Annotated in this window: 25 protein-coding genes; 12 read left to right on the plus strand and 13 right to left on the minus strand. The window is 71.8% G+C overall.

The annotated features are described in order from the left end of the window. The first annotated feature begins 33 nt into the window (after positions 1–33). From O7634_RS24715 to O7634_RS24725, 3 genes are all read left to right on the plus strand, one after another. Positions 34–618: a hypothetical protein gene (locus O7634_RS24715; RefSeq protein ID WP_278152519.1), complete on the plus strand. Its 585-nt coding sequence runs from the start codon at positions 34–36 to the stop codon at positions 616–618. Positions 619–669: 51 nt separating this feature from the next. Next, complete coding sequence (locus tag O7634_RS24720) at positions 670–1,626, plus strand: acyltransferase domain-containing protein (protein WP_278152520.1); 957 nt, start codon at positions 670–672, stop codon at positions 1,624–1,626. Positions 1,627–1,772: 146 nt separating this feature from the next. Then, entirely contained in the window at positions 1,773–2,096 is a 324-nt protein-coding gene (locus tag O7634_RS24725; protein WP_278152521.1) for a nuclear transport factor 2 family protein, read from the plus strand. 76 nt (positions 2,097–2,172) lie between these two features. Here the strand turns inward: O7634_RS24725 and O7634_RS24730 are convergent, their stop codons facing one another. Continuing rightward, positions 2,173–2,601 carry a nuclear transport factor 2 family protein gene (locus O7634_RS24730; RefSeq protein ID WP_278152522.1) on the minus strand — a complete coding sequence of 143 codons (429 nt, stop codon included), beginning with the start codon at positions 2,599–2,601 and terminating at the stop codon, positions 2,173–2,175. Positions 2,602–2,682: 81 nt separating this feature from the next. On the opposite strand from O7634_RS24730, the gene O7634_RS24735 reads away from it, so the two are divergent. Continuing rightward, a complete protein-coding gene (locus O7634_RS24735; RefSeq protein WP_278152523.1) occupies positions 2,683–3,519 on the plus strand; it encodes a helix-turn-helix transcriptional regulator in 837 nt (278 codons plus the stop codon). On the opposite strand, the gene O7634_RS24740 is transcribed toward O7634_RS24735, so the two are convergent. The 3 genes from O7634_RS24740 to O7634_RS24750 all read right to left on the minus strand — a co-directional run bounded on the left by O7634_RS24740 (position 3,500) and on the right by O7634_RS24750 (position 8,210). Continuing rightward, positions 3,500–6,331, minus strand: coding sequence for a PQQ-dependent sugar dehydrogenase (locus O7634_RS24740; RefSeq protein ID WP_278152524.1), 2,832 nt, complete (start codon positions 6,329–6,331; stop codon positions 3,500–3,502). The two genes, O7634_RS24735 and O7634_RS24740, sit on opposite strands and share 20 nt — an antisense overlap. An 87-nt stretch (positions 6,332–6,418) precedes the next feature. After that, positions 6,419–7,555 (minus strand): ThuA domain-containing protein, encoded by a 1,137-nt coding sequence (locus O7634_RS24745; protein WP_278154063.1) that lies wholly within the window; start codon positions 7,553–7,555, stop codon positions 6,419–6,421. Between the two features lie 376 nt (positions 7,556–7,931). Beyond that, positions 7,932–8,210 (minus strand): hypothetical protein, encoded by a 279-nt coding sequence (locus O7634_RS24750; protein WP_278152525.1) that lies wholly within the window; start codon positions 8,208–8,210, stop codon positions 7,932–7,934. 102 nt (positions 8,211–8,312) lie between these two features. Between O7634_RS24750 and mug the strand changes: the two genes are divergently transcribed. After that, positions 8,313–8,882, plus strand: coding sequence for a G/U mismatch-specific DNA glycosylase (mug, locus tag O7634_RS24755; protein ID WP_278152526.1), 570 nt, complete (start codon positions 8,313–8,315; stop codon positions 8,880–8,882). On the opposite strand, the gene O7634_RS24760 is transcribed toward mug, so the two are convergent. Together O7634_RS24760 and O7634_RS24765 are read right to left on the minus strand one after the other, a co-directional pair. Next, complete coding sequence (locus O7634_RS24760; protein WP_278152527.1) at positions 8,879–9,382, minus strand: SRPBCC family protein; 504 nt, start codon at positions 9,380–9,382, stop codon at positions 8,879–8,881. The genes mug and O7634_RS24760 overlap by 4 nt on opposite strands. Further along, on the minus strand, positions 9,379–9,741 hold the full coding sequence (locus tag O7634_RS24765) for a metalloregulator ArsR/SmtB family transcription factor (RefSeq protein ID WP_278152528.1): 363 nt from the start codon (positions 9,739–9,741) through the stop codon (positions 9,379–9,381). Before O7634_RS24765 ends, O7634_RS24760 begins: the two co-directional genes overlap by 4 nt. Before the next feature lie 90 nt (positions 9,742–9,831). Between O7634_RS24765 and O7634_RS24770 the strand changes: the two genes are divergently transcribed. Beyond that, positions 9,832–10,932: an ionic transporter y4hA gene (locus O7634_RS24770; protein WP_278152529.1), complete on the plus strand. Its 1,101-nt coding sequence runs from the start codon at positions 9,832–9,834 to the stop codon at positions 10,930–10,932. A gap of 13 nt (positions 10,933–10,945) precedes the next feature. Here the strand turns inward: O7634_RS24770 and O7634_RS24775 are convergent, their stop codons facing one another. Together O7634_RS24775 and O7634_RS24780 are read right to left on the minus strand one after the other, a co-directional pair. Continuing rightward, a complete protein-coding gene (locus tag O7634_RS24775) occupies positions 10,946–12,283 on the minus strand; it encodes a sigma-70 family RNA polymerase sigma factor (RefSeq protein WP_278152530.1) in 1,338 nt (445 codons plus the stop codon). A 3-nt stretch (positions 12,284–12,286) separates the two neighbouring features. Further along, a complete protein-coding gene (locus O7634_RS24780) occupies positions 12,287–12,679 on the minus strand; it encodes a YciI family protein (RefSeq protein WP_278154064.1) in 393 nt (130 codons plus the stop codon). Positions 12,680–13,241: 562 nt separating this feature from the next. Between O7634_RS24780 and O7634_RS24785 the strand changes: the two genes are divergently transcribed. Further along, entirely contained in the window at positions 13,242–13,985 is a 744-nt protein-coding gene (locus O7634_RS24785; RefSeq protein WP_278152531.1) for a neutral zinc metallopeptidase, read from the plus strand. 120 nt (positions 13,986–14,105) lie between these two features. Beyond that, positions 14,106–14,756, plus strand: a complete 651-nt coding sequence (locus O7634_RS24790; RefSeq protein ID WP_278154065.1) for an HAD family phosphatase — start codon at positions 14,106–14,108, stop codon at positions 14,754–14,756. A gap of 70 nt (positions 14,757–14,826) precedes the next feature. Here the strand turns inward: O7634_RS24790 and O7634_RS24795 are convergent, their stop codons facing one another. The 4 genes from O7634_RS24795 to O7634_RS24810 form a co-directional block, all read right to left on the minus strand. After that, positions 14,827–17,382 (minus strand): ABC transporter permease, encoded by a 2,556-nt coding sequence (locus tag O7634_RS24795; RefSeq protein ID WP_278152532.1) that lies wholly within the window; start codon positions 17,380–17,382, stop codon positions 14,827–14,829. Next, positions 17,382–18,149, minus strand: coding sequence for an ABC transporter ATP-binding protein (locus O7634_RS24800; RefSeq protein ID WP_278152533.1), 768 nt, complete (start codon positions 18,147–18,149; stop codon positions 17,382–17,384). The genes O7634_RS24795 and O7634_RS24800 overlap by 1 nt, the downstream gene beginning before the upstream one ends. Before the next feature lie 351 nt (positions 18,150–18,500). Beyond that, positions 18,501–19,187: a response regulator transcription factor gene (locus O7634_RS24805; RefSeq protein ID WP_278152534.1), complete on the minus strand. Its 687-nt coding sequence runs from the start codon at positions 19,185–19,187 to the stop codon at positions 18,501–18,503. 186 nt (positions 19,188–19,373) lie between these two features. After that, positions 19,374–20,288 (minus strand): RecB family exonuclease, encoded by a 915-nt coding sequence (locus tag O7634_RS24810; protein WP_278152535.1) that lies wholly within the window; start codon positions 20,286–20,288, stop codon positions 19,374–19,376. Positions 20,289–20,365: 77 nt separating this feature from the next. Between O7634_RS24810 and O7634_RS24815 the strand changes: the two genes are divergently transcribed. From O7634_RS24815 to O7634_RS24825, 3 genes are read left to right on the plus strand one after another with little or no spacing between them, the layout of a single operon-like run. Continuing rightward, the gene (locus tag O7634_RS24815; RefSeq protein WP_278152536.1) at positions 20,366–21,520 is read left to right on the plus strand and encodes a site-2 protease family protein; all 1,155 of its coding nucleotides are present in this window, start codon (positions 20,366–20,368) and stop codon (positions 21,518–21,520) included. 44 nt (positions 21,521–21,564) lie between these two features. Further along, complete coding sequence (locus O7634_RS24820; RefSeq protein WP_278154066.1) at positions 21,565–22,518, plus strand: tRNA (adenine-N1)-methyltransferase; 954 nt, start codon at positions 21,565–21,567, stop codon at positions 22,516–22,518. 46 nt (positions 22,519–22,564) lie between these two features. Then, positions 22,565–23,137, plus strand: coding sequence for a hypothetical protein (locus O7634_RS24825; protein WP_278152537.1), 573 nt, complete (start codon positions 22,565–22,567; stop codon positions 23,135–23,137). 49 nt (positions 23,138–23,186) lie between these two features. On the opposite strand, the gene O7634_RS24830 is transcribed toward O7634_RS24825, so the two are convergent. Further along, on the minus strand, positions 23,187–23,480 hold the full coding sequence (locus O7634_RS24830; protein WP_278154067.1) for a ferredoxin: 294 nt from the start codon (positions 23,478–23,480) through the stop codon (positions 23,187–23,189). Positions 23,481–23,658: 178 nt separating this feature from the next. Here O7634_RS24830 and arc point away from each other — a divergent pair, with 178 nt between their 5' ends. Continuing rightward, on the plus strand, positions 23,659–25,443 hold the full coding sequence (gene arc, locus O7634_RS24835) for a proteasome ATPase (protein WP_278152538.1): 1,785 nt from the start codon (positions 23,659–23,661) through the stop codon (positions 25,441–25,443). The last annotated feature ends 111 nt before the right edge of the window (positions 25,444–25,554 follow it).

Raw genomic sequence — 25,554 nt, forward strand, 5'->3', positions numbered from 1 at the left:
ATCGGTGGGTGGGGCGGGGAGACGGGGTTGGGGATGCCGGAGCCGCGTGCCTTCTGGGTGGACGAGCAGTTCGACCGTGAGCACGGCGTCGACGGGCGCGGCCGGTACGAGGCCGAGGTGCTCGCCCGGGTCGACGAGTTCGCCGACGCCTGGGGCGACATCGCGCCGGTGACGTTCGCGGCGACGGCCTGGCGGTTGGCCAGCGGGCTGTCGCCCGGCTTCGTCCGCTGGCACCGGCGCATCATCTCGGCAACCTGCGCCCGCAGCCCGTGGGACGGCAGCATGGTGTGCGCGGTGACAGTGGCGTCTCCCTGGCCGGCCGAACTCACCTGGACCAGGCAGTGGCAGCGCGACCGGGGCTGGCAGGACTGGCCCCGGCTGTTCGGCCAGTTCACCACGCCCACCGAGCAGGACCGGACGCGTCGGCCGCACCTGCGCGCCCTGCTCGCGGTGGAGGCGCCCGTCCCGCTCGGCGACCTGCCGCCCGCGCCGGCCGGGCCGGGGGACGACGTCGCGTCCACCGCGCGTCGGGCCGTCGTCGTGCTGGCCCGGGAACTCAACGACCTGCTCGCCCCGATGACCGGCCAACTCGACGCGGGGGTGCCGGCGCAGTCGTGAGCCCGCCGCGCGGGGCACACCGCCGCCGCGACCGCCGGTACTGTCGTCCGGGTGGACCTGGACGACATCGCCGCCCGGCTCGGGGTGCCCGTCGAGGAGGTCGAGCGCGTCCACCGGCTCGCCGGCGACCGGCCGTCGGCTCCGCTGCCGGCCAAGGCCGACGCGCCCGCGATGCTGGACCGGCTCGCGGTGCCACCGACCGACGCGGCCGAGATCATGCGGGGTTGGCCCGACCCCGACTCCCCGCTGTGGACGCCCGAGCTGCGCTGGCTGCTGGACCGCACGATCGCCCTGGTCCGCGCCGACCTCGCCGGCTACGAGTGGCTGCCGCCCGGCCCGGACCTGCCGCGCGACCGGGGGCCGGCCTGGCGGCACCTCTTCGTCTACGCGTACCTGGCGCTCGTCGACGTGGTGCGGGCCTACCACACCGAGCACGGCATCCCCGACGCCGTGTCCTGGGTGACCCTCGCGGACCTGGGCCGCAACCTCGCGATCGACAGGCGGATGCACGGCGAGGGCTGGCCGATCATGCAGAGCTGGCTGACGCTGCACGTGCGGGGCAGCGTCTACGAGTTGGGCCGGCTCCAGCACCAGCGCGGCGACGGCGCCATCGGCCTGCACGTCCCCGATTCCGGGCCGCTGACCCCGGAGGCCGTCGCGGCGTCACTCGACGAGGCCCGCGCGTTCTTTCCCCGGCACTTCCCCGACGAGCGCTACACGGCGTTCTCCTGCGCCTCGTGGCTGCTCGACCCGCAGCTACGGGAATACCTCCCGGCGGACTCCAACATCATCCGGTTCCAGCGGATGTTCGAGTTGGAGCCCTACCGGGAGGACGACGGCCCGAACGGCGACGTCGAGGTGCTGCGGTTCGGGTTCCGCACGTTGAGCACGCCGTTGGACGAGTTGCCCCGCCGCACCGCGCTCCAGCGGGCGATCATCGACCACCTGCGCGCCGGCGGGCACTGGCACTGGCGCCACGGCCGCTTCCCGCTCCAGCGCCGTCGGTGACGGTCCAGCGGGTCGGCGACATACCGGGGCGCGTCCGCGGGCCGTCGTCAGGGCGATGACGCCCCCACGTCACCGCGACGGACAGTGCTCGGAAACTCGCCAGGACGGGCCGCGTCCTGGCAGCTGAGGAGATCGGAGAGCAGCACATGGCCGACATCACCCTTCCCAAGGCTGTCGAGAACTTCGTCGCGGCCATCAACGCGCACGACGCGAACGCGCTGGCCGCGGTCTTCGGCGACGGGGCCACCGTGCGCGATGTGGGGACGACCTACGCTGGCACGGCCGAGATCCGCGACTGGATCCAGCGACAACTGATCAACCCCAGGATCGTGATCACGCCGACCTCGTTCGCGGGTGACCGGCTGGTGGCCTCCGGGGACGGAGACTTCCCCGGCGCGCCGCTGTCCTTCGCCCTGGTGTTCGGCATCAAGGACGACCAGGTCACCAACCTCGCCATCGACCCCGTCTGACGCGGCACCGGCCGAGCGGGCCGACGTCCACTGCGGCCATCCGGTTGCGGGCGGCCCGTCTCGTCGAACGCGCGGGTCATGTCCCGTCGGTCGCCGCCGCGTCCCCGACCGGTTGCGGCTGCCGGGCGGTCGCCCACCACAGGGTGTTGGCGGCCGCGTCGGCCGCCGGTTCGATGACCTCCCACACCTCGGTGATCAACCCGTCGGCGACACGCAGGACGTCGACGACGACGAGTTCCGGCCCCGTGTCGGGCAGCCAACGACGTGAGTGCACCACGACGCGGTCCTCGTCGGCCAACAGGTGCACGACGTCCACCCGCATGCCGGCGGTCTGGGACAGCGCCGCACGCACCCTGGCGAGCCACTGCGCCTTGGTCGCTGTCGTCGAGTCCGATCGGTGGTGGACGAAGTCCTCGCTGAGCAGGGCAGCGAGGCTGTCGACGTCGCCGCTGTCGACCAGCGTCGCCAGCGCGCGTCCGACGATCTGCTTGTTCTCGATGGTCATGCCGGTCAGTGTTGCCCCGGTCCGACCGGCTGTCGATGAAGTCGCACTTCATCGCCTTGCCCCGACGACGCGTCTACGCTCATGACCGTGTCGACGGTCGGGGAACTCCTGCGCCAGTGGCGCAAGCGCCGGAGGCTGAGCCAACTCGACCTGGCGATCGCCGCGGAGGTCTCGGCCCGCCACGTCAGCCTGGTCGAGACCGGCAAGTCCCGACCGAGCGCCGACATGATCCTCCGACTGGCCGACCATCTGCACGTGCCGCTGCGCGACCGCAACCGGTTGTTGCTCGCCGCCGGGTTCGCGCCCCGGTACGCGCACCGCCCACTCGACGACGCCGCGCTGTCCAGTGCCCTCGACGCGGTCCGCAGGGTGCTCCGGGCGCACGAGCCGTACCCGGCGCTGGTCTTCGACCGGTCGTGGAACATCGTCATGACCAACAGCGCGGTCGACCCGTTCTTCGCGCACGTCGCGCCCGAGCTGTTACGGCCACCGGTGAATCTGCTGCGGTTGGGTCTGGACCCGCGCGGGCTCGCCTCGCTGGTGGTCAACCTGGCGGACGTGCGAGCGGTGTTCCGGGACCGGATCTCGCGCCAGCTCGCCACCACCGCCGACGAGGACCTCGCCGCGCTCTACGACGAGCTGCTGGCGCCGTCGGCCGACGAACCGGTGGGCCAACGGGTCGACGCCGACGTGGTGATCCCGATGATCCTGCGGGTCGACGGTCGGGAGCTGCGGCTGTTCTCGACCATCACCACCTTCGGCACGCCGCTCGACATCACTGTCGACGAGATCTCGGTGGAGTCGTACTACCCGGCGGACGCGCGGACCGCCGCCTACTTCACGCGGTGGGGCCCGGCCCGGTCGATGACCGGGCCGGGCCCCACCGTCCGTCAGCGCGTCAGCCGGTGGTCAGGATGAACCTCTCCCACGACCCGACCGATGTCCGGTTGGCGATCAACGATCCCGCACCGGCGTTCTCGGCGCACACGATCTGGTTGTTGACGGTGGCGCGCAGGCTCACCGTCCCATCCGAGTTGTTGATGAGCTGGAACCTCTCCCACGATCCGATCGCCGCGGCGTTGGCGACCAACGCTGCGGCGCCCGCGTTCGTGGCCGAGACGTAGAGCCCGTTGGCACGCGACCGCAGGGCGATGGTGCCGTTGCCGGCGTCCACCCTGTCGAACTGCTCGGTCGTGCCGACACTGGCCTTGTTGGCGATCAGCGCGGTGCTGCCGACCGCCGACACGTACTGGTTGTTCACCTGCGCCCGCAGCGTGCTCACCGGCGTGGTGCTGCCGGTGCCGGTGGTGAAGGTGAACGCGTCGACGTCGAACAGGTAGCCGGACCCACCCTTGAACACCAGGTACAGCGTCGTCGACGCGGTGGGCGGGTTGCTGATCGTGCCGGACGCCTCGACGAAGGTCTCCCAGTCGCCGGTCACCGGCACCGTGACGGTGCCCAGCAGGGTGCCGGTGGCCGAGCCGGTCCGCACCTCGATGGTGCCGCCGGCGCCGGCCGACGACGCCCGTACGGTGATGCGGTTGGCGTTGGTCAGGTTGTACGGCTGGTAGGAGATCCAGTCGTTGTTCTCGATGAACCCGGCGGTGCGACCACCCTCGGCGTTGGTGTGGTCGGTGGCCTGCACGCCGGAGGTGGCGCCGAAGTGCTCACCCTGACGGTGCTTCGGTTGCAGCGTCTTGATGCTGTGTGTGGTGAGCCCACCGTTGTCGGTGTACGCGGCGTCGAAGACCCCGTAGATGTTCGCCGCGGCGTCGTGCTCCCCGTCGGTCGGGACGGTGATCGAGCCGCTGCACCCGTTCTTCGAGGTGATCTGGTGGGCGTGGCTGTCGTGGCCCAGCGCGTAGGTCAGGCTCACCTTCGAGCAGTCGATGGTGCCGTCCTGCGGGTCGCTCACGGTGATCTGGTACGACACCGTGTCACCGAAGCTGAACAGCTGCCCGTCGGCGGGGGTCGTGAGCGTCACCGTCGGAGCCGTGTTGCCGACGGTGATGACCAGGCTGGCCGTGCCGGTCAGTCCGGTCGGGTCGGTGACCCGCAACGTGGGGGAGTAGGTGCCGTTCGTGGTGTACGTCTTCGTGGGGTTCGCCGCCGTGGACGTGGTGCCGTCGCCGAACGTCCACAGGTAGCTCAGCGCGCCACCCTCCGGGTCGGAGCTGCCGGCTGACGAGAAGTTGACGGTCAGCGGGTTCGCCCCCGAGGTCGGGTTCGCCGAGGCGACGGCGATGGGGTTGCGGTTGCCGCCACCGATGTACTCGATCCGGAACAGCGCCTGGTTGTTCGAGCCGGTGCCGTAGTCGAGCACGTACAGCGCGCCGTCCGGGCCGAAGGCCATGTCCATGACCTGCGTGCCGCTCCACGGGAAGGTGGAGATCTCCCCGCGCGAGCCGTCGGCGTTGACAGCGATCGGCTTGATCCAACGCCGGCCGTACTCGCCGGCGAAGAAGAGGCCGTTCAGCGACGACGGGAACTTGATGCTCGAGTTGAGCGAGGCGTCGTAGCGGTACACCGGCCCGGCCATCGGCGACTCGGAGCCGCTGCCGAACTCCGACGGTGACCCGGAGTCGCCGGCGTACTTGATCCAGGCCGGCTTGGCCGCGGGCAGCGTGGTGAGCCCGGTGTTGCGGAACGAGTTGTTCGTCGGCCCGCCGGAGCAGTTGTACTTCGACTGCGACGGCCCGGACGGGAAGGTGTATTCATTGTATGTTTCCGTGCTGGTGTTGCTGCCCGTGCAGTACGGCCAGCCGAAGTTGCCCGGCGCGGTGATCCGGTTGAACTCCACCTGACCCTGCGGGCCCCGGCTGGAGTTCGTGCTGCCCGCGTCCGGACCGTAGTCACCGATGTAGACCACGCCGGTCGCCTTGTCGACGCTCATCCGGAACGGGTTACGCAGGCCCATCGCGTAGATCTCCGGACGGGTGTTGGCGGTGCCGGGGGCGAACAGGTTGCCCGACGGGATGGTGTACGTGCCGTCCGCCTGCGGCTTGATCCGCAGCAGCTTGCCGCGCAGGTCGTTCGTGTTGGCCGAGGTGCGCTGGGCGTCGAACTGCGGGTTGCGGTTGGTCCGCTCGTCCAGCGGCGCGTAGCCGGAGGACTCGAACGGGTTCGTGTCGTCGCCGGTGGTCAGGTACAGGTTGCCGGCGGCGTCGAAGTCCAGGTCACCACCGACGTGGCAGCACTGCCCCCGGTCGTTGGCGACCTGGAGCATGATCTTCTCGCTGCCGGTGTTGAGCGTGTCGTCGGAGTTCAGGGTGAACCGCGACAGCCGCAGGTGCCCCTTCCACCGGTCCCAGTCGGACTGCGAGCCGGTGGTCGGCGCGTCCCCGGACGGGGTGCTCAACGTGGGCGAGTAGTACAGGTAGATCCACCGGTTGGTGGCGAAGTTGGGGTCGACGGCGACGCCCTGCAACCCCTCCTCGTCGTGGGTGTAGACCGACAGGGTGCCGGAGACCTTGGTGTTGCCGGCCACGTCGGTCACGCGCAGGACGCCGTTGCGGGCGGTGTGCAGCACCGAGCGGTTGGGCAGGACGGCCAGGGACATGGCCTCGCCCAGCTCGGCCGAGCCGGTGGCGAGCTTGACCTGTTGGTAGTCGGAGGCGGGGATCACCACCGCCTGGGCGGTGGACGGTGCAGCCACAGCGAGGGCCGCGCTCGCGACGGTGAGGACCGCCGCGAAGAGCGCCCGGGGCCAGCGCCGGGGATAGGAGGACATGATCGTCCTTTCTCGACGATCGGGGGCCGGGGGCGTGCGGGGGCACACCCCGGCCGGAGCGAGGTGGTGGGGTGGTGGACCGGTCGGTCAGTTGGTGACGAGGTCGAACTTCTCCCACTGCCCGATGGAGGTCCGGTTGGCGATCAGCGGGGAGGAGCCCCCGTTGTCAGCGGCGACGTACCGGCTGTTCACGGTGGCCCGCAGGCTCACCGTGCCGTCGGAGTTGCGGACCAGCTGGAACGTCTCCCAGGAGCCCGCGGTGGCGCGGTTGGCGATCAGCGCGGCGGCGCCGGCGTTCTCGGCGGCGACGTACTGCCCGTTGCTCTTGGCGCGCAGCGCCACGTTGCCGTTGGCGAGGTTGACCAGGTCGAACCGCTCGCTGGTGCCGGCGGTCGTCTTGTTCGCGATCAGCGCGGTGGTGGAGTTGGGGGCGCTGACGAACTGGTTGTTGGCCCGGGCCCGCAGGGTGGAGCCGGTGGCGGTGGGCGGCGGGGTGGTCGTGCGCGGCGAGCAGTCGGCGGTCACCGAGCCCGCGGCGACCTGGAGGCCGCCGAGCAGCATCCGGGTGAAGTTCGGGTCGGTGTACGACGCCTCGGTGTGCCCGAGACCGGTGTACCAGGCGCGACCGCCGCCGTACGCCTTGCACCAGGTGATCGGGTGGTCGCCGCTCATGCTGCCGCCGCTGTAGGACGACTCGTCGAGGTTGGCCAGCACCCGCGCGCTCGAGCGGGGGTTGGTGCGGTAGTTGTACCACTCGTCGGAGCGCACCCAGGTCGCCGGAAGGTGGGCGGTCGACGGGTTGGTCTGGTCCTCGATGCGCACTGTCGCGTTCTGGATCGCCGGGTGCGAGCTGAAGTACGCCCCGACTAGGCCGCCGTACCACGCCCAGTCGTACTCGGTGTCGGCGGCGGCGTGCACGCCGACGTAGCCGCCGCCGGCGGCGATGTACGACTCGAAGGCCGTCTGCTGGCTGGAGTTGAGCACGTCGCCGGTAGTCGAGAGGAAGACCACCGCCTGGTACTGGGCCAGGTTGGAGGTGGTGAACTGGTTGGCGTCCTCGGTGGCGGTGACGGTGAAGCCGTTGGCCGAGCCGAGCTGCTGGATCGCGGCGATGCCGTTCGGGATGGACGAGTGGCGGAAGCCCGCGGTCTTGCTGAACACCAGGACCTTGGTCAGCGGCGCCGCCGATGCGGGGGTCGGCAGGGCGACCAGGCCGGTCAGCATCACGGCCAAGCCGGTGATGAGCGCCAACAATCGGGAACGGGAACGCATGGTGATGCTCCTCTGCTGAGCGTCGACCCCAGGGCGTGCGCGCGGCAGGCCAGGGCCCAGGATGGCGGTGGTACGGAAGCCGGGCCGCCGATGCTCGGCTGAGGTGGTGCGCGGTGGTGGGGCGACGGTGGTGGGATGGCGCGGCGTCCGCCGACGACCGACCGACCACTATGGACGGTTGAATTCATCGACTGGCGTCGTTGAGGCAGTAAACCTCCGATGTCTGCGCGCCGTCAAGCCCAGGCGCGTTCACCACCGGATGACGGACGTGCAGCCGCAGCGACCCGGCTGACCGTCGGGTCGCTGCGGCCGAGTCGGACGTCCTCCTTCACGCCCCGCCCGGGTACGGCGTGGCGCGGCGGGCGGTCCGCAGGGCGTCCGCCCACCAGGCGAGCTGGTCCAGCAGGGTCGTGGCGTAGCCGGTCGCCTCGGGATCGAGGGGCGCTCCGTCCTGCCAGGCGGTGACGTCCGACCAGGAGGAGCCGTCGGCGTACGCGCCGTGCACCGGGACGACGTTGCGGGCGGGCCGGGCCGGATCGCTCATCTCACACCTGCGCTGGCGCACGACGTCGTCGTGCCCGCCGCCGTCGACAGCTTCCGCCGCCACTGTGACCCACCCCGACCGGCCCGGTGGGTCGAACGCGCGTTTCCCACCCGGTGGGTGCCGAGCGACCGGCGCGCGGTCCGGGCGTACGGCAGGATCGGTGTGATGGACGCGGACCGTGGCTGGCCGACGCGGCGGCCGACCCGCGAGGAGATCGCGGCAGCCGCCGGTCGGGGCCTGCCGGACGTGATCGGCCCCGACCTGCGGGTGCTGTTCTGCGGCTTCAACCCGGGTCTCTACTCGGCCGCCGTGGGGCTGCCCTTCGCGCGCCGGGGCAGCCGTTTCTGGCCGGCCCTGCACGGCGCCGGTTTCACCGACCGGCAACTGCGCCCGTGGGAGCATGCCGAGTTGCTGCGGCAGGGGCTGGGCCTCACCAGCCTGAGCAACCGGGCCACCGCCCGCGCCGACGAGTTGACGTCGGAGGAGTTGGTGGCCGGGGTGACCGGGCTGGCGGTGAAGGCCGAGCGGTACCGGCCGCGGTGGGTGGCGATCCTCGGGGTGACCGCGTACCGGATCGCCTTCGCCCAGCCGACGGCCGGGCTGGGCCCACGGCCGGAGCGGCTGGGGGCGGCCCGGGTCTGGGTGCTGCCCAACCCCAGCGGCCTGAACGCGCACTTCCCGCTGCCCGCGTTGACCGCCGAGTTCGCCCGACTGCGGCGGGAGTTGGACGGCTAACGCGCGGTGGCGACCAGCTCCTGGTAATAAGGCCGCATGGTGGGGTAGTAGTCGTCGAACTCGGGGCGGGGCGAGCCGTCCCGGGAGGCGACCAGCAGGTCCAGGTAGTACTCCCAACCGGCACCCATCTCGGCGATGCCCTCCACGCTGTCCAGGTGCTGGGTGAACCGCAGCTCGGTGGCGCCGGCGGCCTCGGTCAGGGTCAGCTCCAGCAGCCAGCTGCCGTGGTCGTCGACCATCGACACGGCGAGACGTCGGTGCGGCTCGCACGCGTCGATGTGGACGTCGCACCAGGGCTGCTGCTCCTCGTACGCCATCTGGACCCGGATGGTGCGGCCGGGCCCGGCCTCGCCCTCCCACGGGCCGAACCAGCGGGCCGTGCGCTCGGGCTCGGTCAGGCTGGCCCAGACGTCCGTCGCCGGGGCGCGGAACGTCCGGGTGAGCACGAGGTCGTGCCCGGTGTCGGTGCGGAGCAGGCGTCCGGCGGGTGTGCGGGTCATGCTGTCTGATCCCTTCGGTGTGCCGCCGGGGCGCGGTCGCGCCGCTCCCGGCGGGTGCGGTAGATCTCGGTCTCCAGCGCGTCGAGGTGCCGCGCCCACCGGTCGGTGCCGGCGAGCCCGGTGAGCCAGCCGACCAGCGGAGCCAGCGGCGCCGGGTCGAGGCGGTAGATCCGTTGCCGGCCCACCACCTCGTCGCGGACCAGGCCGCTCTCGCGCAGCACCCGCAGGTGGCGGCTGATGGCGGGCCTGCTGATCGTGAACCGCCTGGCGATCTCGCCGGCGGTCAACGGCTCGTCGCGGAGCAGGGTCAGGATGTGCCGCCGCACCGGGTCCGCGACGGCGACGGCTACCTCGTCCACGACCAAAGCGTAACCCAGAGGTTACGGATATCGCCACATCCGCGCGTCGGTGGTGGGCACATGATCACCTGACCTGGCAGTCTGTACGGCATGGCCGCCCTCCTTCGCTCCCGCCTGCCCGACTGGACCGTCGTCGTGCCCGTGCTCGCCGTCCTGGTGCTCATCGCCACCTGGGGGCGGAGCCTGCCCGGCCCGATCATCGTGCTGGTGGCGCTGCTGCTGGGCGGCGCGGTGCTCGCCGCCGTGCACCACGCGGAGGTGGTCGCCCACCGGGTCGGGGAGCCGTACGGGTCGCTGGTGCTCGCCGTCGCGGTCACCGTGATCGAGGTCGCCCTCATCGTCACGCTGATGATCAGCGGACCGGAGAAGACCCAGGCCCTCGCCCGGGACACCGTCTTCGCCGCCATCATGATCACCTGCAACGGGATACTCGGCCTGTCCCTGCTGCTCGGCGCGTTACGCCGACGCGTCGCGGTGTTCAACCCGGAGGGCACCGGGGGCGCCCTCGCGACAGTGATCACCCTGGCCACCCTGAGCCTCGTCATCCCGAGCTTCACCACGTCCCGACCCGGCCCCGAGTTCAGCCCCGCCCAGCTCACCTTCGCCGCCGTCGCCTCCCTCGCGCTGTACGGACTCTTCGTGCTCGTGCAGACCGGCCGGCACCGCGACTACTTCCTGCCGGTCGACAGCCGGGGCCAGGTCATCGACGCGGAGGAGCACGCCAAGCCGCCCACCAACCGGGCAGCGCTGGTCAGCCTGGGGTTGCTGCTGGTCGCGCTCGTCGCGGTGGTGGGCGACGCCAAGACCGTGTCGCCGACCATCGAGGCGGGTGTCGCCGCCGCGAACCTGCCGCACGCGTTCGTCGGTGTGATCATCGCCCTGCTGGTGCTGCTGCCGGAGACCCTGGCCGCTGCCCGCGCCGCCCGCCGCGACCGGGTGCAGATCAGCCTCAACCTCGCGCTCGGCTCGGCGATGGCCAGCATCGGCCTGACCATCCCCGTCATCGCGATCGCCTCGATCTGGCTGGACGGCCCCCTGCTGCTCGGCCTCGGCGGCACCCAGCTCGCCCTGCTCGCGCTCACCGCGGTGACCGCCGTGCTCACCGTCGTGCCGGGCCGGGCGAATGTGCTCCAGGGCGGCGTGCACCTGGTGCTGCTGGCCGCCTTCGTCTTCCTCGCCGCCAGCCCCTGACCGGGCTGCCGGCTCAGTCGGCCGGTGGCCCGTCGGCGGGTTCGGCTCCGGCTGCCCCGGCCGGCGGTGGCCCGTCGGCGGGCTCGGCTCCGGCTGCCCCGGCCGACGGTGGTCCGTCGGTGAGCCGTTCCGCGCGGGCGTACAGGTAGCGCTGCTGCGCCAGGTTCGTCGAGCGCGCCGCCGCCAGCCGGTACGCCTCCCGCGCGGCGCCCCGCTCACCCATCAGCTCCCACAGGTGGGCGCGGGCGGCTGGCAACCGGGGATCGTCGGCGAGACGCCCGTCGCCGGCCAGGTCGGCGAGCAGCGCCAGCCCGGCCGGAGCGCCGCTGCTCATCGCCACGGCCACCGCGTGGTTGAGCGCCACCACCGGGTTGTCCGAGAGACTCCGGAGCACCTCGTACAGCGCGGTGATCTGCGCCCAGTCGGTATCCGCCGCGCTGGGCGCCTCGTCGTGCAGGGCCGCGATGGCCGCCTGCACCTGGTACGCCCCGACCACCCCCCGCGGCAGCGCCGCCGTGATCAACGCGACCCCCTCGGCGATCTGTTCGGCCCGCCACCGGCCGCGGTCCTGTTCGGCCATCGGCACCAACTCGCCGTGCGGGCCGGTCCGCGCCGGCGCGCGGGCGTCGGTCAGCAGCATCAACGCGAGCAGGCCGGTGACCTCGGGGTCGTCCGGGAGCAGCCGGTGCACCATGCGGGTCAGCCGGATCGCCTCGGCGGTCAGGTCGGCGCGCAGCAGCCCCGGCCCGGCCGTCCGCGCGTACCCCTCGGTGAAGACCAGGTAGAGCACGTGCAGCACGGCGGCGAGCCGGTCGGCGTGCTCGGCGTCGGTGGGCGGCGCGAACCGCAGCCCGCTCTCGCGGATCCGCTGCTTGCCCCGGCTGATCCGCCGGGTCATCGTCGCCTCCGGCACCAGGAACGCCCGCGCCACCTCGGCGGTGCTCAACCCACCCACCGCGCGCAGCGTGAGCGCGATCTGCGACGCCGGGGACAGCGCCGGATGGCAGCACAGGAACAGCAGGATGAGCGTGTCGTCGGCGTCCGCCGGTGGGCTGTCCGCCGCGGGAGCCTGCCACTGCTCCGGCAGCACCCCGCGTGCCACGGTGTCCTCCCGCCGCCTGCGGGCCTGCTCGCGACGCAGCAGATCGGTCAGCCGGCGGGACGCGACGGTGATCAACCAGGCGCGCGGGTTGTCCGGTACGCCGTCGCGCGGCCAGTCGCCCGCCGCGGCGATCAGGGCCTCCTGCACCGCGTCCTCGGCGGTGTCGAAGTGCCCGTAGCGGCGTACCAGCGCGCCGAGGACCTGCGGCGCCAGCTCGCGCAGCAGGTCCTCGGCAGGCGTCTGCGGCACCGCTCAGCCAGCCAGATCCTCGACACCGTCGAGCACCGGCCGCACGTCCACGTACGCGTCGGGGGCATCCGGGTCGACCAGACCCGCGGCGATCTCGGTCGCCCGGTCGAAGCTGGCGCACTCGACGATCGTGTAGCCGGCGAGGACCTCCTGCGTCTCCGGGTACGGCCCGTCGGTGACGACCGGAGCGCCCTCACGCACCTGTACCCGGCGGGCGTGCACCGGCTCACTCAGACCGCGCGCGTCGATGAGTTCGCCGGACTCGGCCAGCGCCTGGTGGAAGGTCTCCATGTGCTTGTGCATCGCCGCGACCTGCTCGGCCGACATCGCCGGCCGGTCGGTCGCCCGCCCGGACAGCACGTCGTAGTCCTGCTGTGACCCGTAGAGCAAAATCATGTACTTCACGCTGCGTTCCCTCCTGGCTGAGGTGCCCCGAATGGCACCGCCACCAGAGACGTCGAACCCACCCCCGCCAACCGGACACCCCCCGACCCCACCCGAACCGTCATCTGAGCCGTTGATCATGAAGTTAGCGTCACGACACGCCGAGCGGGATGACGCTAACTTCATGATCAACCAATGCGGGTGGGTGGGTGGGTGGGTGGCCGGGCGCGAGGCTCGGGGTCGGCAGCGCAGGTACGAGGCCGAGCGACACGGTGACCAGGGCGGTGTGTGGCAGCGTGAACGGGAGGCCGGTGGCTGATCGACCCTACTGGCCGTAGGAACGCACTTCCCCTCCGAGCGGACACTCCACCAAGGTCGACTCGCTTTTCTTGATGTCGGGCTCTGCCAGCGCGACGGATGCCCCGAGTTCCAGGACAGCGAGTCGATCATCGCGCGATCCGTCGGCACCTCGGGTGAACCGATCGGTCGGAGCGGACGTGAGTTTGGTGACGGGCGTGGCGGTCGTACCGTCGGGGTACGTCACACGCGCAGCCGAATGTCTGGGGAGGCACACGTGAGGGCACGGTCAGGACGCCCCGGCCGGGGTTCGTTGGCGGGCCTGCTGGTCGCCGCGCTGGTGTCGCTCGCCTGCGCCGGCGGTGGGCTGGCCGAGCCGGCGGGGGAACGGCCCGCGTCCGAGCGTGCACCGGCGTCCCCGGGGCCGGACACCACCAGGGCCGACAGCACCACGAGCGTCGCCGAGTTCGAGCAGGACGTCGCCGACGCGCAGGCGGTGGCCGAGCGGTACTGGGCCGCGCAGTTCAAGGAGTCCGGGCAACGGTTCCAACCGGTCCGGCGGATCATCCCGTACCAGCGGGCCGGGGAGGTGTCCTGCGGAGGCCAGGCGTTGCCCCGCAACAACGCCGTCTACTGCTCCCGGGGCGACTTCATCGCCTACGACGTGGCCTGGTCGGTAGCGGCGTTCCGGCAGGTCGGTGACGCGTTCGTGTTCTACCTGCTCGGGCACGAGTACGCGCACGCCATCCAGGTGCGGCTCGGCATCAACTACAGCTTCACCATCCAGCAGGAGTTGCAGGCCGACTGCATGGCCGGCGCGTACCTCGGTGACTCGGTGCGCTCCGGCGCCCTGACCCTCGCCGAGGGCGACCTGGAGGAGTTCCGCGAAGGGGTGGCGGCGGTCGGCGACGACCCGGACCAGCCGTGGTTCGCCGAGGGCGCGCACGGCACCGCCGAGCAGCGCACCGACATGTTCTTCCGCGGGTACGAGGGCTCCCTGAAGGAGTGCGACCTGGGGTGAGCCGGTTGCCCGGATCACCTCGGGGCCCGTTGTCGCCTGCGGTCAGCCGCGGTGCTGGCAGGATCGCGGTGTCCGGCCACGACCCTGGAGGATCCGCTGAACAGCCACCACCCCGCCGCCGTGCTCTTCGACATGGACGGCACGCTGGTCGACAGCGAGAAGCTGTGGGACATCGCGTTGCAGGAGCTCGCCCGGGAGTACGGCGGAGAGCTCTCCGACGACGGTCGCCGGGCGATCACCGGCACCAGCATGGCCGAGTCGATGCGCATCCTGCACGACGACCTGGGCCAGCCCGAACGGGACCCGGAGATCAGCGGGGCGTGGATCAACGCCCGCATCCTGGAGCTGTTCCGGACCGGTCTGCGCTGGCGCCCCGGGGCGTTCGCCCTGCTGCGGGCGGTCCGGGCGGCGGGGATTCCCACCGCGCTGGTCACCTCCAGCCCCCGGGCGCTCGTCGAGATCGCCCTGGACACCCTGGGCCGGGACAACTTCGACGCGGTGGTCTGCGGCGACGAGGTGGTCGCGGCCAAGCCGCACCCGGAGCCCTACCTGACCGCGGCGCGGCTGCTCGGGGTGCCGATCGAGCGGTGCGTGACCATCGAGGACTCGCCCACCGGAGTGGCCAGCGCGGTGGCCTCCGGGGCGGCGGTGCTCGCCGTACCGCTGGAGGTGCCCCTGGCGCCCACTGCCGGCGTACACCAGGTGGAGAGCCTGACCGACGTGGACCTGGACCTGCTCGCGGCGCTGCTGGCCGATCGCGCCGCGGCCTGACCGAAGCGACGGCGAACACGAGAGGGCCCGGCTGACGCGGTGGCGTCGGCCGGGCCCTCTCGTCCCCCGATCAGTCGTGGGCGATGGCGCCCAGGACGTTGATCCGGGCCGCGCGGACGGCCGGCAGCACAGCGGCCACCACGCCGATGATGGCGGCCAGACCGAGGAAGACACCCATCTGGCCCCAGGGCAGGACCAGGTCGGTGATGCCCTCGTCCTTCAGCGCCTCCACCACGGCGGCGCCCAGGCCGGTGCCCACCGCCACCCCGAGCAGCGCGCCGAACACCGAGATCACCACCGCCTCCACGGTGATCATGCCCATGGTCTGCCCCCGGCGCAGACCGATCGCCCGCAGCAGACCCAACTCCCGGGTCCGCTCCAGCACCGACAGCGCCAGCGTGTTGATGATGCCGAGCACCGCGATCACGATGGCCAGCGCCAACAGGATCTGGATCATCGTGAGCAGCCCGTCGAGCTGACCCGTCTGCTGCTCGATGAACGCGTCCCGGTCGGCCACCGACACCTCGGGGCTGTCCGCGAGCAGCGCCTCCACCCGCGGCTGCACGTCGGCCACCCGGGTGCCGGGAGCCAGCTGCACGAAGCCCTGGAACGGCTGCGGGATGGCGAAGTCCTTCGCCGCCGTCACCGGCAGCATCACCGGGTTCAACAACTGCCCGGACTCGTAGATGCCGCTGATCGTGTACGTCCGCTCCGCGCCCCGGGTCAGCTGCACCTTCACCGTCGAGCCGACCGACCAGCCCCGGGACGTGGCAGTGTCCGAGCTGGCCAGCATCTGCGTGGGGGAGAGCCGGTCGATGTCACCGGCGACGGGCTTGGCACTGAAGATCTGCCGCAGCGACGCGATGTCGCTGCTCGCCCCGACCCAGGTGCGCTCGCCGTCGATCTGGGCCATGTCGCCGTACTCGCCGTCGACCATCCGTACGCCGGGCAGGGTCTTGGCCTGGTCCAGCACCCCCGGGTCGAAGCTCGGCGGACGCGGCCCGCCCTGCGCCCCGGCGATCACCAGCTCGGCCTTGACATTGTCCTGGGCGAGCGCGCTGATGCTGCTCTTGGCCGAGTCGAGGATCACCGTCACACCGGTGACCAGCGCGATGCCGACCATCAGCGCGGCAGCGGTGATCGCCGTACGGCGGGGGTTGCGCCCGGAGTTGAGCCGGCCCAGCTTGCCCGGCACCGACCAGGAGAAGATCACACCGAGCAGGCTCACCACCGGCCGGCTGATCAGCGGGGTCAGCAGCGCCACACCGATGAAGGCGAACAGCACCCCACCGAGGATGGTGGCCAGTGTCTGCGACCCGGCGTTGCCGCTGAGCCCGAGGAACAGCAGCACCGCGCCGATGGCGGTGACCAGCGATCCGGCCACGGTGACCTTGGTCAACGGCCGGTCCGGCGTGGCCACGTCCTGCATCGCCGCGATCGGCGGGATGCGCGACGCCCGCAGCGCCGGCAGCAGCGCCGCCACCACGGTGATCACCAGACCGACGGAGAACGCCCCGATCACCGCGGCCGCCGGGACACCGATCCCGGCCAGCTCGAGCCCACCGGCGAGGTTGCCGAAGAGGCTCGCCAGCAGCGCGCCCACGCCGATGCCGGCCGCCAGGCCGAGCACCGACGCGATCAGCCCGACCGCTATCGCCTCCAGCACCACCGAACCGATGATCTGCTTGCCGCTGGCGCCGATGGCCCGCATCAGGGCCAACTCGCGGGTCCGCTGCGCCACGATGATCGAGAAGGTGTTGAGGATCAGGAAGGTGCCCACCAGCAGCGCCACGGCGGCGAAGCCCAGCAGGATCTTGTTGAAGAAGGACAGGCCCTCCTTCAGGCTGGCCGAGGCGTCCGCGGCCACCTGCGCGCCCGTCTTGACCTCGTAGTCCGAACCGAGGGCGCGGGCCACGTCGTCGCGCAACGCCTCGTCGGACACCCCCGCGGCGGTGCGGACGGTGATGCTGCTGAACACGTCCGGCTCGCCCAGCATCAGCCGCTGCGCCACCGGCGTGGTGAAGAAGACCTCGTTGACGCCGCCGATCGAGTCCCGGTCCCCGCTGTAGCCGAACACGCCGACGAGCGTGAACTCGCGCTTCTTCGACTCGAACGCGGTGAGCACGCCGACCTTCTGACCGACCTGCACCTTGGCCGCGGTGGCCAGCGCCTTGTTGACGACGATCTCGTCGTCGGCCTGCGGCGCGCGACCCTCGCGCAGTCGCAGCAGGTCGCTCTCGCCGACCCAGTTCTCACCCAACTGCGGCGGCCCGAACGACGTGACGACCTTGCCGTTGCTGCCGATCAGCCGGGCGCCGTCGGCGTTCACGATGCCCGTCGCCGAGGCCGCCCCCGGGACCTGCTTGACCCGCTCCACCACGGCCGCCGGCAGCGGGGCGGCGGTCTGCTCGCCCTCCATCTCGCTGACCTGCACCTTCGGCTTCGCCGCGACGTTCACGTCGATCTCGGAGAAGCCGTCGGCGAAGACCGAGTCGAAGGAGCGGCCCAGGGTGTCGGTGAGCACGAAGGCGCCGGAGACGAACATGACGCCCAGCACCACCGCCAACCCGGACAGGATCAGCCGGACCTTGCGGGCCAGCAGACTCTTCATCGTCGCGCGGAACATCAGTTGCCCACCTCGGCCGGCGTGTCCAGCTTCTTCATGGTGTCCAGCACCGTCTCGGCGGTCGGCTCGACCAGCTCCGAGACGATCTCACCGTCGGCGAGGAAGACCACCCGGTCGGCGTACGCGGCGGCGGTCGGGTCGTGGGTGACCATGACGATGGTCTGACCGTGCTGCCGCACCGAGTCGCGCAGGAAGGCCAGCACCTCCGCGCCGGCGCGCGAGTCCAGGTTGCCCGTCGGCTCGTCCGCGAAGATCACCTCGGGGCGGGACACCAGCGCCCGCGCGCACGCCACCCGCTGCTGCTGCCCGCCGGAGAGCTGCGCGGGCCGGTGGTCCAGCCGGTCCCGCAGACCGACCGTGTTGATCACCGTCTCGTACCACGCCGGGTCCGGCTTACGACCGGCGATCGACAGCGGCAGCAGGATGTTCTCCTTGGCGGTCAACGTCGGGAGCAGGTTGAACTGCTGGAAGATGAAGCCGACCTTGTCGCGGCGCAGCTTCGTCAGCCCCGCGTCGCCCAGCCCCGTGACGGTCGTCTCACCGATCGACACCGTGCCCCGGGTGACCGAGTCCAGGCCCGCCAGGCAGTGCATCAGCGTCGACTTGCCGGAACCCGACGGACCCATGATCGCGGTGAAGCGGCCCCGTTCGAACTCGGCGCTGACCCCCCGCAGCGCGATGACCTGGGCCTCGCCGCTGCCGTACACCTTCCACACGTCGTTCGCCCGGGCCGCGGCCTGCGCCTGCTGGCCTACCGTCGCGGTCACGTCATCTACCTCTTCCGTCTGTCCGAAAATGCACGCCGCCCCCCGATGGTCCGGCGCGACCGTTCAATCATCGGTGCCGCCTCGGCCTTTCCCGTCCGCCCCAGGGGGGACCCGGCGCGGATTTCCCGCTGCGGGTGCACCCCCATGCCGACTCAGGGTTGCCCCTGAGCCGACGACCCGTCGACCGATTTCTCCCACGCCGGGCGGCGCACCGACACTCCCACCTGACGCCACAGGAGGGTCAACCGAACCGAGCCATCTGCGGTCACGGTAGGTGACGACGGCAACAGCAGCCGTCCCCCCACGGAGGGATCTTCGGGTACGACCGATGAGGTAGCCCCGGCGGCGCGGCTACGCCCGGGGGCGGACCAGCCCCGACTCGTACGCCAGGACGACCGCCTGCACCCGGTCCCGCAGCCGCAGCTTGGTCAGCACATGCCCGACGTGGGTCTTGATGGTGGTCTCGCTGACCGACAGCACCGTGGCGATCTCGGCGTTGGAGAGCCCTCTGGCCACCTGCACCAGCACCTCGCGTTCCCGGTCGGTGAGCGCGTCGAGCGCCGCCGCCGGGGTCGCCGCCGGATCGGGAAGCAGCTCGGCGAAGCGGTCCAGCAGGCGCCGCAGGATCCGGGGCGTCACCACCGCGTCCCCGGCGGCGACGGTGCGGATGGCCGCGATCAGGTCCTCCGCGGGCACGTCCTTGGCCAGGAACCCGGTGGCGCCGGCGCGCAACGCGCCCACCACGTACTCGTCCAGGTCGAAGGTGGTCAGCACCAGCACCCGCACCGGCAGCCGGGCGTCGACGATCGCCCGGGTCGCCGCCACCCCGTCCATCCGGGGCATCCGGATGTCCATCAGCACGACGTCGGGCAGCAGCCGGCGGGACAGCTCCACCGCCTCCAGGCCGTCGCCGGCCTCCGCCACCACGTCCAGGTCGCTCTCGGCGGCGAGGACCATCCGGAACCCGGTGCGCAGCAGCGGTTGGTCGTCGGCGAGCAGGATCCGTACCGGCCGCGCCGGTGCCACCCGATCGGTCATCTCCACTCCCGTCCCGCCGAGGCCGTGCCGCCCCATCCTCGCGTACGGGTGGTGCCGCGTCGCGGATCACCGTAGGGGCCGGCCGGTCGCCCCGTCCCGACCGAAGTGGCGCCGCAGCGGTCGGGTTCCTCCGGCAACGGTGTGCCGGTTCCCCGCCGACCGCTCACGGCGTGGCGCAGAGGGCCGTCACTCGTCGGCCCCGGGCGGCACCGGCGCCGACCGGGAGTCGCGCAGCGGGTCGGCGCCCGCCGCCGCGACCGGGAACGGTGGCGGGGTGCCGCCGAACGTGGGGCACAGCGCCTGGTGGCTGCACCAGTCACAGAGACGGCTCGGCCGGGGCCGGAAGTCCTGCCGGGCGGTGGCCTGCTCGATCGCCCGCCACAGCGCCACCACGGTGCGCTCGAAGCGGGCCAGCTCGTCGGCGTCCGGCGTGTAGTCCAACACCTCGGCGTCGCGCAGGTAGAGCAACCGCAGCACCCGGGGCACCACCCCCCGGGTGCGCCACAGCACCAGCGCGTAGAACTTCAACTGGAACAGCGCCCGCGCCTCGAACGCCTCCCGCGGCGCGCCGCCGGTCTTGTAGTCCACCACCCGCAGCGCCCCGTCCGGGGCGACGTCGAGCCGGTCCAGGTAGCCCCGGATCAGCAGCTCGTCGTCGACAACGGCCGAGATCAGGCTCTCCCGCTCGGCCGGCTCCAGACGGGTCGGGTCCTCCACCGCGAAGTAGCCCTCCAGCAGCCCGGCGGCGGAGCGGAGGAACTCGGCCGGGGCGGCCGGATCAGCGCCGTCGAACAGCTCGGCGAGCTCCGGCTCCTCGGTGACCAGCCGGTCCCACTGGGGCGCCACCAGGTCGCCGGCCGCCTCCGGGGTGCGACCCGTCGCCGGAAGGTCGAACAGCCGCTCCAGCACCGCGTGCACCAGCGTGCCCCGGGCCTGCTCGACGGTGGTGCGCTCGGGCAGCCGGTCGATGCTGCGGAACCGGTAGAGCAGTGGGCAGGTCTTGAAATCCGCCGCCCGGGACGGGGACAGCGACGCCCGCACCGTCGACGTCGGCCGCGCCGGTGAGGAGGGTGGGGAGCTGGTGACCGGTTCCGCCGTCATGGGGGCAAAGGTTAGGCCACCGGTGTGACACCGACCGCCGCCCGCCCCGCACAGCGACGGTCCGTAGCATCGTGGCGATGGAGCAGACATCCCGGCCCCCGCGCCGACCGGACCGGCGCTCCGGCCTGAACGTCGGCCGGGTGTTCGGGGTGCCGCTGCACCTCAACGGCTCCATGGTCCTGCTCGCGGTGCTCATCGCCGTGCTGTACGGGGAGTTCGCCCGCCGGCAACTGGACCTGTCGCAGCTCAGCGGCTATCTCATCGGCTTCGGTTTCGTCGTGTCGCTGCTCGGCTCCGTCCTCTTGCACGAGCTGGGCCACGCCCTCACCGCCCGGCGCCACGGCATCGGTGTGCGCGGGATCACCCTGGAACTGCTCGGCGGCTACACCGAGATGGAGCGCGACGCCCCGTCCCCCCGCGTCGACCTGCTGGTCTCGCTCGCCGGCCCGGCGGTCTCCGCGGTGCTGGGCGTGCTCGCGGTCGCCGCCACGGTGGCCCTGCCCCAGGGCACCCTGACCCACCAGCTCGCCTTCCAGCTCGCCGTCAGCAACGTCATCGTCGCGCTGTTCAACAGCCTGCCCGGGCTGCCGCTGGACGGCGGCCGGGCGCTGCGCGCCGCGGTCTGGGGGCTGACCCGCGACCGGCACCTCGGCACCGAGGTCGCCGGGTGGGCCGGGCGCGTCGTCGCGGTCGGCACCGCGGTCACCGTCCTGCTCCTCACCGTCGCCGACTATCTGGCGCCGCTGGCCCTGCCGCTGACGCTGCTGGTCGCCGTGACCCTCTGGCGGGGGGCCGGACAGTCGATCCGGGCCGCCCGGGTCGGCCGGCGGTTCCCGCTGATCGATCTCGCCCGCCTGGCCCGCCCGGTCTGGCCGGTGCCCTCCGGCACACCGCTGGCCGAGGCCCAACGCCGACGCGCCGAGGTCGGCCCGCCCGGCTCGGCCCTGCTGGTCACCGACTCCACCGGCCGGCCGGCGGCGCTGGTCGACCCGGTCGCCGCCGAGGCGGTGCCGGTCGAGCGCCGGCCGTGGCTGGCGGTGGACGCCGTGTCCCGCTCCCTGGGCGCCGTTCCCACGTTGACCCTGGGATGGGACGGCGAGCAGGTGATGGAGGCCGTACAGACCCACCCGGGCGCGCAGTACGTGGTGACGTCAGGCGAAGATGTCGTCGGCATTCTGCACATCGCGGACCTGGCACAGCTCCTCGAACCCAACCGGAAGATGACACCGTGACCGCAACTCCCTCCACCGTCGCCGCCGATCCCGCCCCGCCGGCGCTGACACCCGTGCACCGCGGCCCGTTCCGCCCCGGCGACCGGGTCCAGCTGACCGACCCCAAGGGGCGGATGCACACCGTGACGCTGGAGCCCGGCAAGGAGTTCCACACCCACCGCGGGATCCTGGCGCACGACGCGCTGATCGGGCTCCCCGACGGCAGCGTGGTGACCACCTCCGGCGGCGGCACGGCGTTCCTGGCCCTGCGCCCCCTGCTGTCGGACTACGTGCTGTCCATGCCGCGCGGCGCCCAGGTGATCTACCCGAAGGACTCGGCGCAGATCGTCGCGATGGGTGACATCTTCCCCGGCGCGAAGGTTCTCGAGGCCGGCGCCGGCTCCGGCGCGCTGAGCTGTTCCCTGCTGCGCGCCGTCGGCACCGAGGGCGAGCTGCACTCGTTCGAGTTGCGCGACGACTTCGCCCAGATCGCCAGGCGCAACGTCGAGGCGTTCTTCAACGGGCCGCACCCGGCCTGGAACCTGCACGTCGGCGACGTGGCGCAGTGCCAGGAGACCGGTTTCGACCGGATCATCCTGGACATGCTGACCCCCTGGGAGACCCTCGACATGGTCGAGCGGGCGCTGGTCCCCGGCGGCGTCTTCATCGGCTACGTCGCCACCACGCCGCAGCTGTCGGAGCTGGTCGAGGCGCTGCGCGAGCGTGGCGGCTGGACCGAGCCGCGCGCCTGGGAGTCCCTGGTGCGCGACTGGCACGCCGAGGGCCTCGCCGTCCGCCCGGACCACCGGATGATCGCGCACACCGCGTTCCTGGTGTCCGCGCGCAAGCTGGCCCCCGGGGTCACCGCACCGCCGCGCCGGCGCAAGCCCAGCAAGGGCACCGAGGCGTACGCGCAGCGCCGCCAGGTGCTCCGCGAGGCGGAGGCGGCCCGCCAGGCGGCGGCCGCGCAGGCGGCCGGCGCGCAGCCCGACGGCGCGGGGGAGATGGACCGGCCGTGACCACCGAGCTGGGCGCCGGCACCGCCGCGCAGGGGGAGGCGCTGGCATGAGCCGACCGGGCTACGGCGGCGGAGACCTACCGGCGGTCTTTCCCGACTGGTCGCCCTACCAGGACCTGGAATCCGCGGCGCGCGCCTACCTGCGCGACCCGGACGTCGCCCTGGAGGCGCTCGGGGGTGTGCTGCGCGGCGCGTCGGTGCTCGGCTTCACCCTGGAACGCTTCGTCAACGAGGTCAACGGGGTGTGGCAGGAGGTCGTCGTCTGCGACGGCAGCCGGCTGATCCTCTGGCACGGCGAGGACGTGCCGCCGGAGGAGGGGCCACCGGGCTCGATGACCTCGTCGCTGCGGGTGGTGCCGGTCTCCACCGTCACCGAGGTCGGCTGCCGCCGGCGGCTCAACCGCAGCGACAGCGGCGAGATCCGGGTCGACAGCATCGACGTCTATCTGCTGCTCACCTCGCTGGACGAGGCGCCGCCGAGCGAGGAGATGGCGGCCACGCCACGGCACGACGCGCTGCGTTTCGGCAAGACCCTCGACGACGGCGGGGCCGGGCAGATCGCCCGGCTGGAGGAGTTCGCGCGGTTGGTCGCCTCCGTGGTCGGCCGTCCGATGCTCTGAGGCGTACCACCCTTCGGGTCCGGCCGGGCCGCGTGCCCGGCCGGTGGGGTCAGGCGTCCTCGGCCTCCGGGCCGGCCACCTCGACACCGTCGCCGCGCACCACGTGGATGCACTCGCCCGGGCACTCCCTCGCGGAGTCGATCACCTCGAGTCGCAGGTGCGCGGGGACGTCGACCCGGCTGCCCGGCGCCATCAGCAGCTCACCGTCGCCGGTCTTGACGTAGGCCAGACCGTCGATGTCGAACTCGAACACCTCCGGCGCGTACTGCACACAGAGCCCGTCGCCCGTGCACAGGTCCTGATCCACCCAGACCTGCAACTGGTCGGTCGCGACCTCGGCCACCGGCGCACCCCCCATGTTCTCCCGTGCCACGCTCCGACGGTACCCGAACGCCGGTAACCGCCCGTCGGACCCCACTTGGCGATCAAGGTTCGGTGACGAGGGTGTTGCGTGGGACCGAATCGGCCTCATAGCGGCTAGTGTTAGGGCAGAACGTTCAAGCCCCCCGGGGAGGTGGGACGTGGCAGCACGCAGCGACGACGCGGACTCGCGCGCCGCACGGTGGGAGAAGGAAGCCCACGATCTCTCCACGCAGGTCGCGTTCCTGCAGGAGGAACTCGCCCTGGTGCGGCGTAAGTTGACCGAAAGCCCCCGACACGTCCGGCAGCTCGAAGAGCGGCTGGCGGCCACCCAGGCACAGTTGGCGCGGCTGACCGAGAACAACGACCGGCTGGTGAGCACCCTCAAGGAGGCGCGCACCCAGATCGTGACCCTCAAGGAGGAGATCGACCGCCTCGCGCAACCGCCGAGTGGTTACGGCGTCTTCCTGGCCAAGCACGACGACGGCACGGTGGACGTCTTCACCGGCGGCCGCAAGCTCAGGGTCGCCGTCTCGCCCTCGCTGGACGTGGGTGACCTGCGCCGCGGCCAGGAGGTCCTGCTCAACGACGCGCTCAACATCGTCGACGCGTTCGGCTACGAGCGGGTCGGCGAGGTGGTGATGCTCAAGGAGATCCTGGAGGGGCCGGGTGGCGCGCCGGGTGACCGGGCGCTCGTGGTCTCGCACTCGGACGAGGAGCGCATCGTGCACCTCGCCGAGACGCTCATCGGCTCGGCGATCCGGGCCGGCGACTCGCTCATGATCGAGCCCCGCTCGGCGTACGCGTACGAGCGGATCCCGAAGAGCGAGGTCGAGGAGCTGGTCCTGGAGGAGGTGCCCGACGTCGACTACGGCGACATCGGTGGCCTCCAGTCGCAGATCGAGCAGATCCGCGACGCGGTGGAGCTGCCGTTCCTGCACGCGGACCTGTTCCGCGAGCACCAGCTCCGTCCGCCCAAGGGCATCCTGCTCTACGGCCCGCCCGGCTGCGGCAAGACGCTGATCGCCAAGGCGGTGGCCAACTCGCTGGCGAAGAAGATCGCCGAGCGGCAGGGCAAGGAGAAGCACACCAGCTTCTTCCTCAACATCAAGGGCCCGGAGCTGCTCAACAAGTACGTCGGCGAGACCGAGCGGCACATCCGGCTGATCTTCCAGCGTGCCCGGGAGAAGGCCGGCGAGGGCACCCCGGTGATCGTGTTCTTCGACGAGATGGACTCGATCTTCCGGACCCGTGGCTCGGGTGTCTCCTCCGACGTGGAGAACACGATCGTCCCGCAGCTGCTCAGCGAGATCGACGGCGTGGAGGGCCTGGAGAACGTCATCGTCATCGGCGCCTCCAACCGGGAAGACATGATCGACCCGGCGATCCTGCGCCCCGGCCGGCTCGACGTGAAAATCAAGATCGAGCGGCCGGACGCCGAGGCGGCCAAGGACATCTTCTCCAAGTACATCCTCTCCGGGCTGCCCCTGCACCCGGACGATCTGGCCGAGCACGGCAGCGACCCCCAGGCGACCGTCGCGGCCATGATCGACGCCGTGGTGCTGCGGATGTACTCGGAGACCGAGGAGAACCGGTTCCTCGAGGTCACCTACGCCAACGGCGACAAGGAAGTCCTCTACTTCAAGGACTTCAACTCCGGCGCGATGATCCAGAACATCGTCGACCGCAGCAAGAAGATGGCCATCAAGGAGTTCCTCACCTCGGGGCGCAAGGGGCTGCGGCTGCAGCACCTGCTCGACGCCTGCGTCGACGAGTTCCGCGAGAACGAAGACCTCCCCAACACCACCAACCCCGACGACTGGGCCCGGATCTCCGGCAAGAAGGGCGAACGGATCGTCTACATCCGCACGCTCGTCTCCGGCGGCAAGGGCACCGAGGCCGGCCGGTCCATCGAGACCGCCAGCAACACCGGCCAGTACCTCTGACCGTCCAGCGGCGGCACCGGACCACGTCCGGTGCCGCCGCTGTCTGTGCCTGACACCACCGCGGCAGCGGCACCCCCGCCCACCCTCGTTCCGGCTACACTGCGGCGACCC

Source organism: Micromonospora sp. WMMD1120 (assembly GCF_029626235.1).
Taxonomy (GTDB): domain Bacteria; phylum Actinomycetota; class Actinomycetes; order Mycobacteriales; family Micromonosporaceae; genus Micromonospora.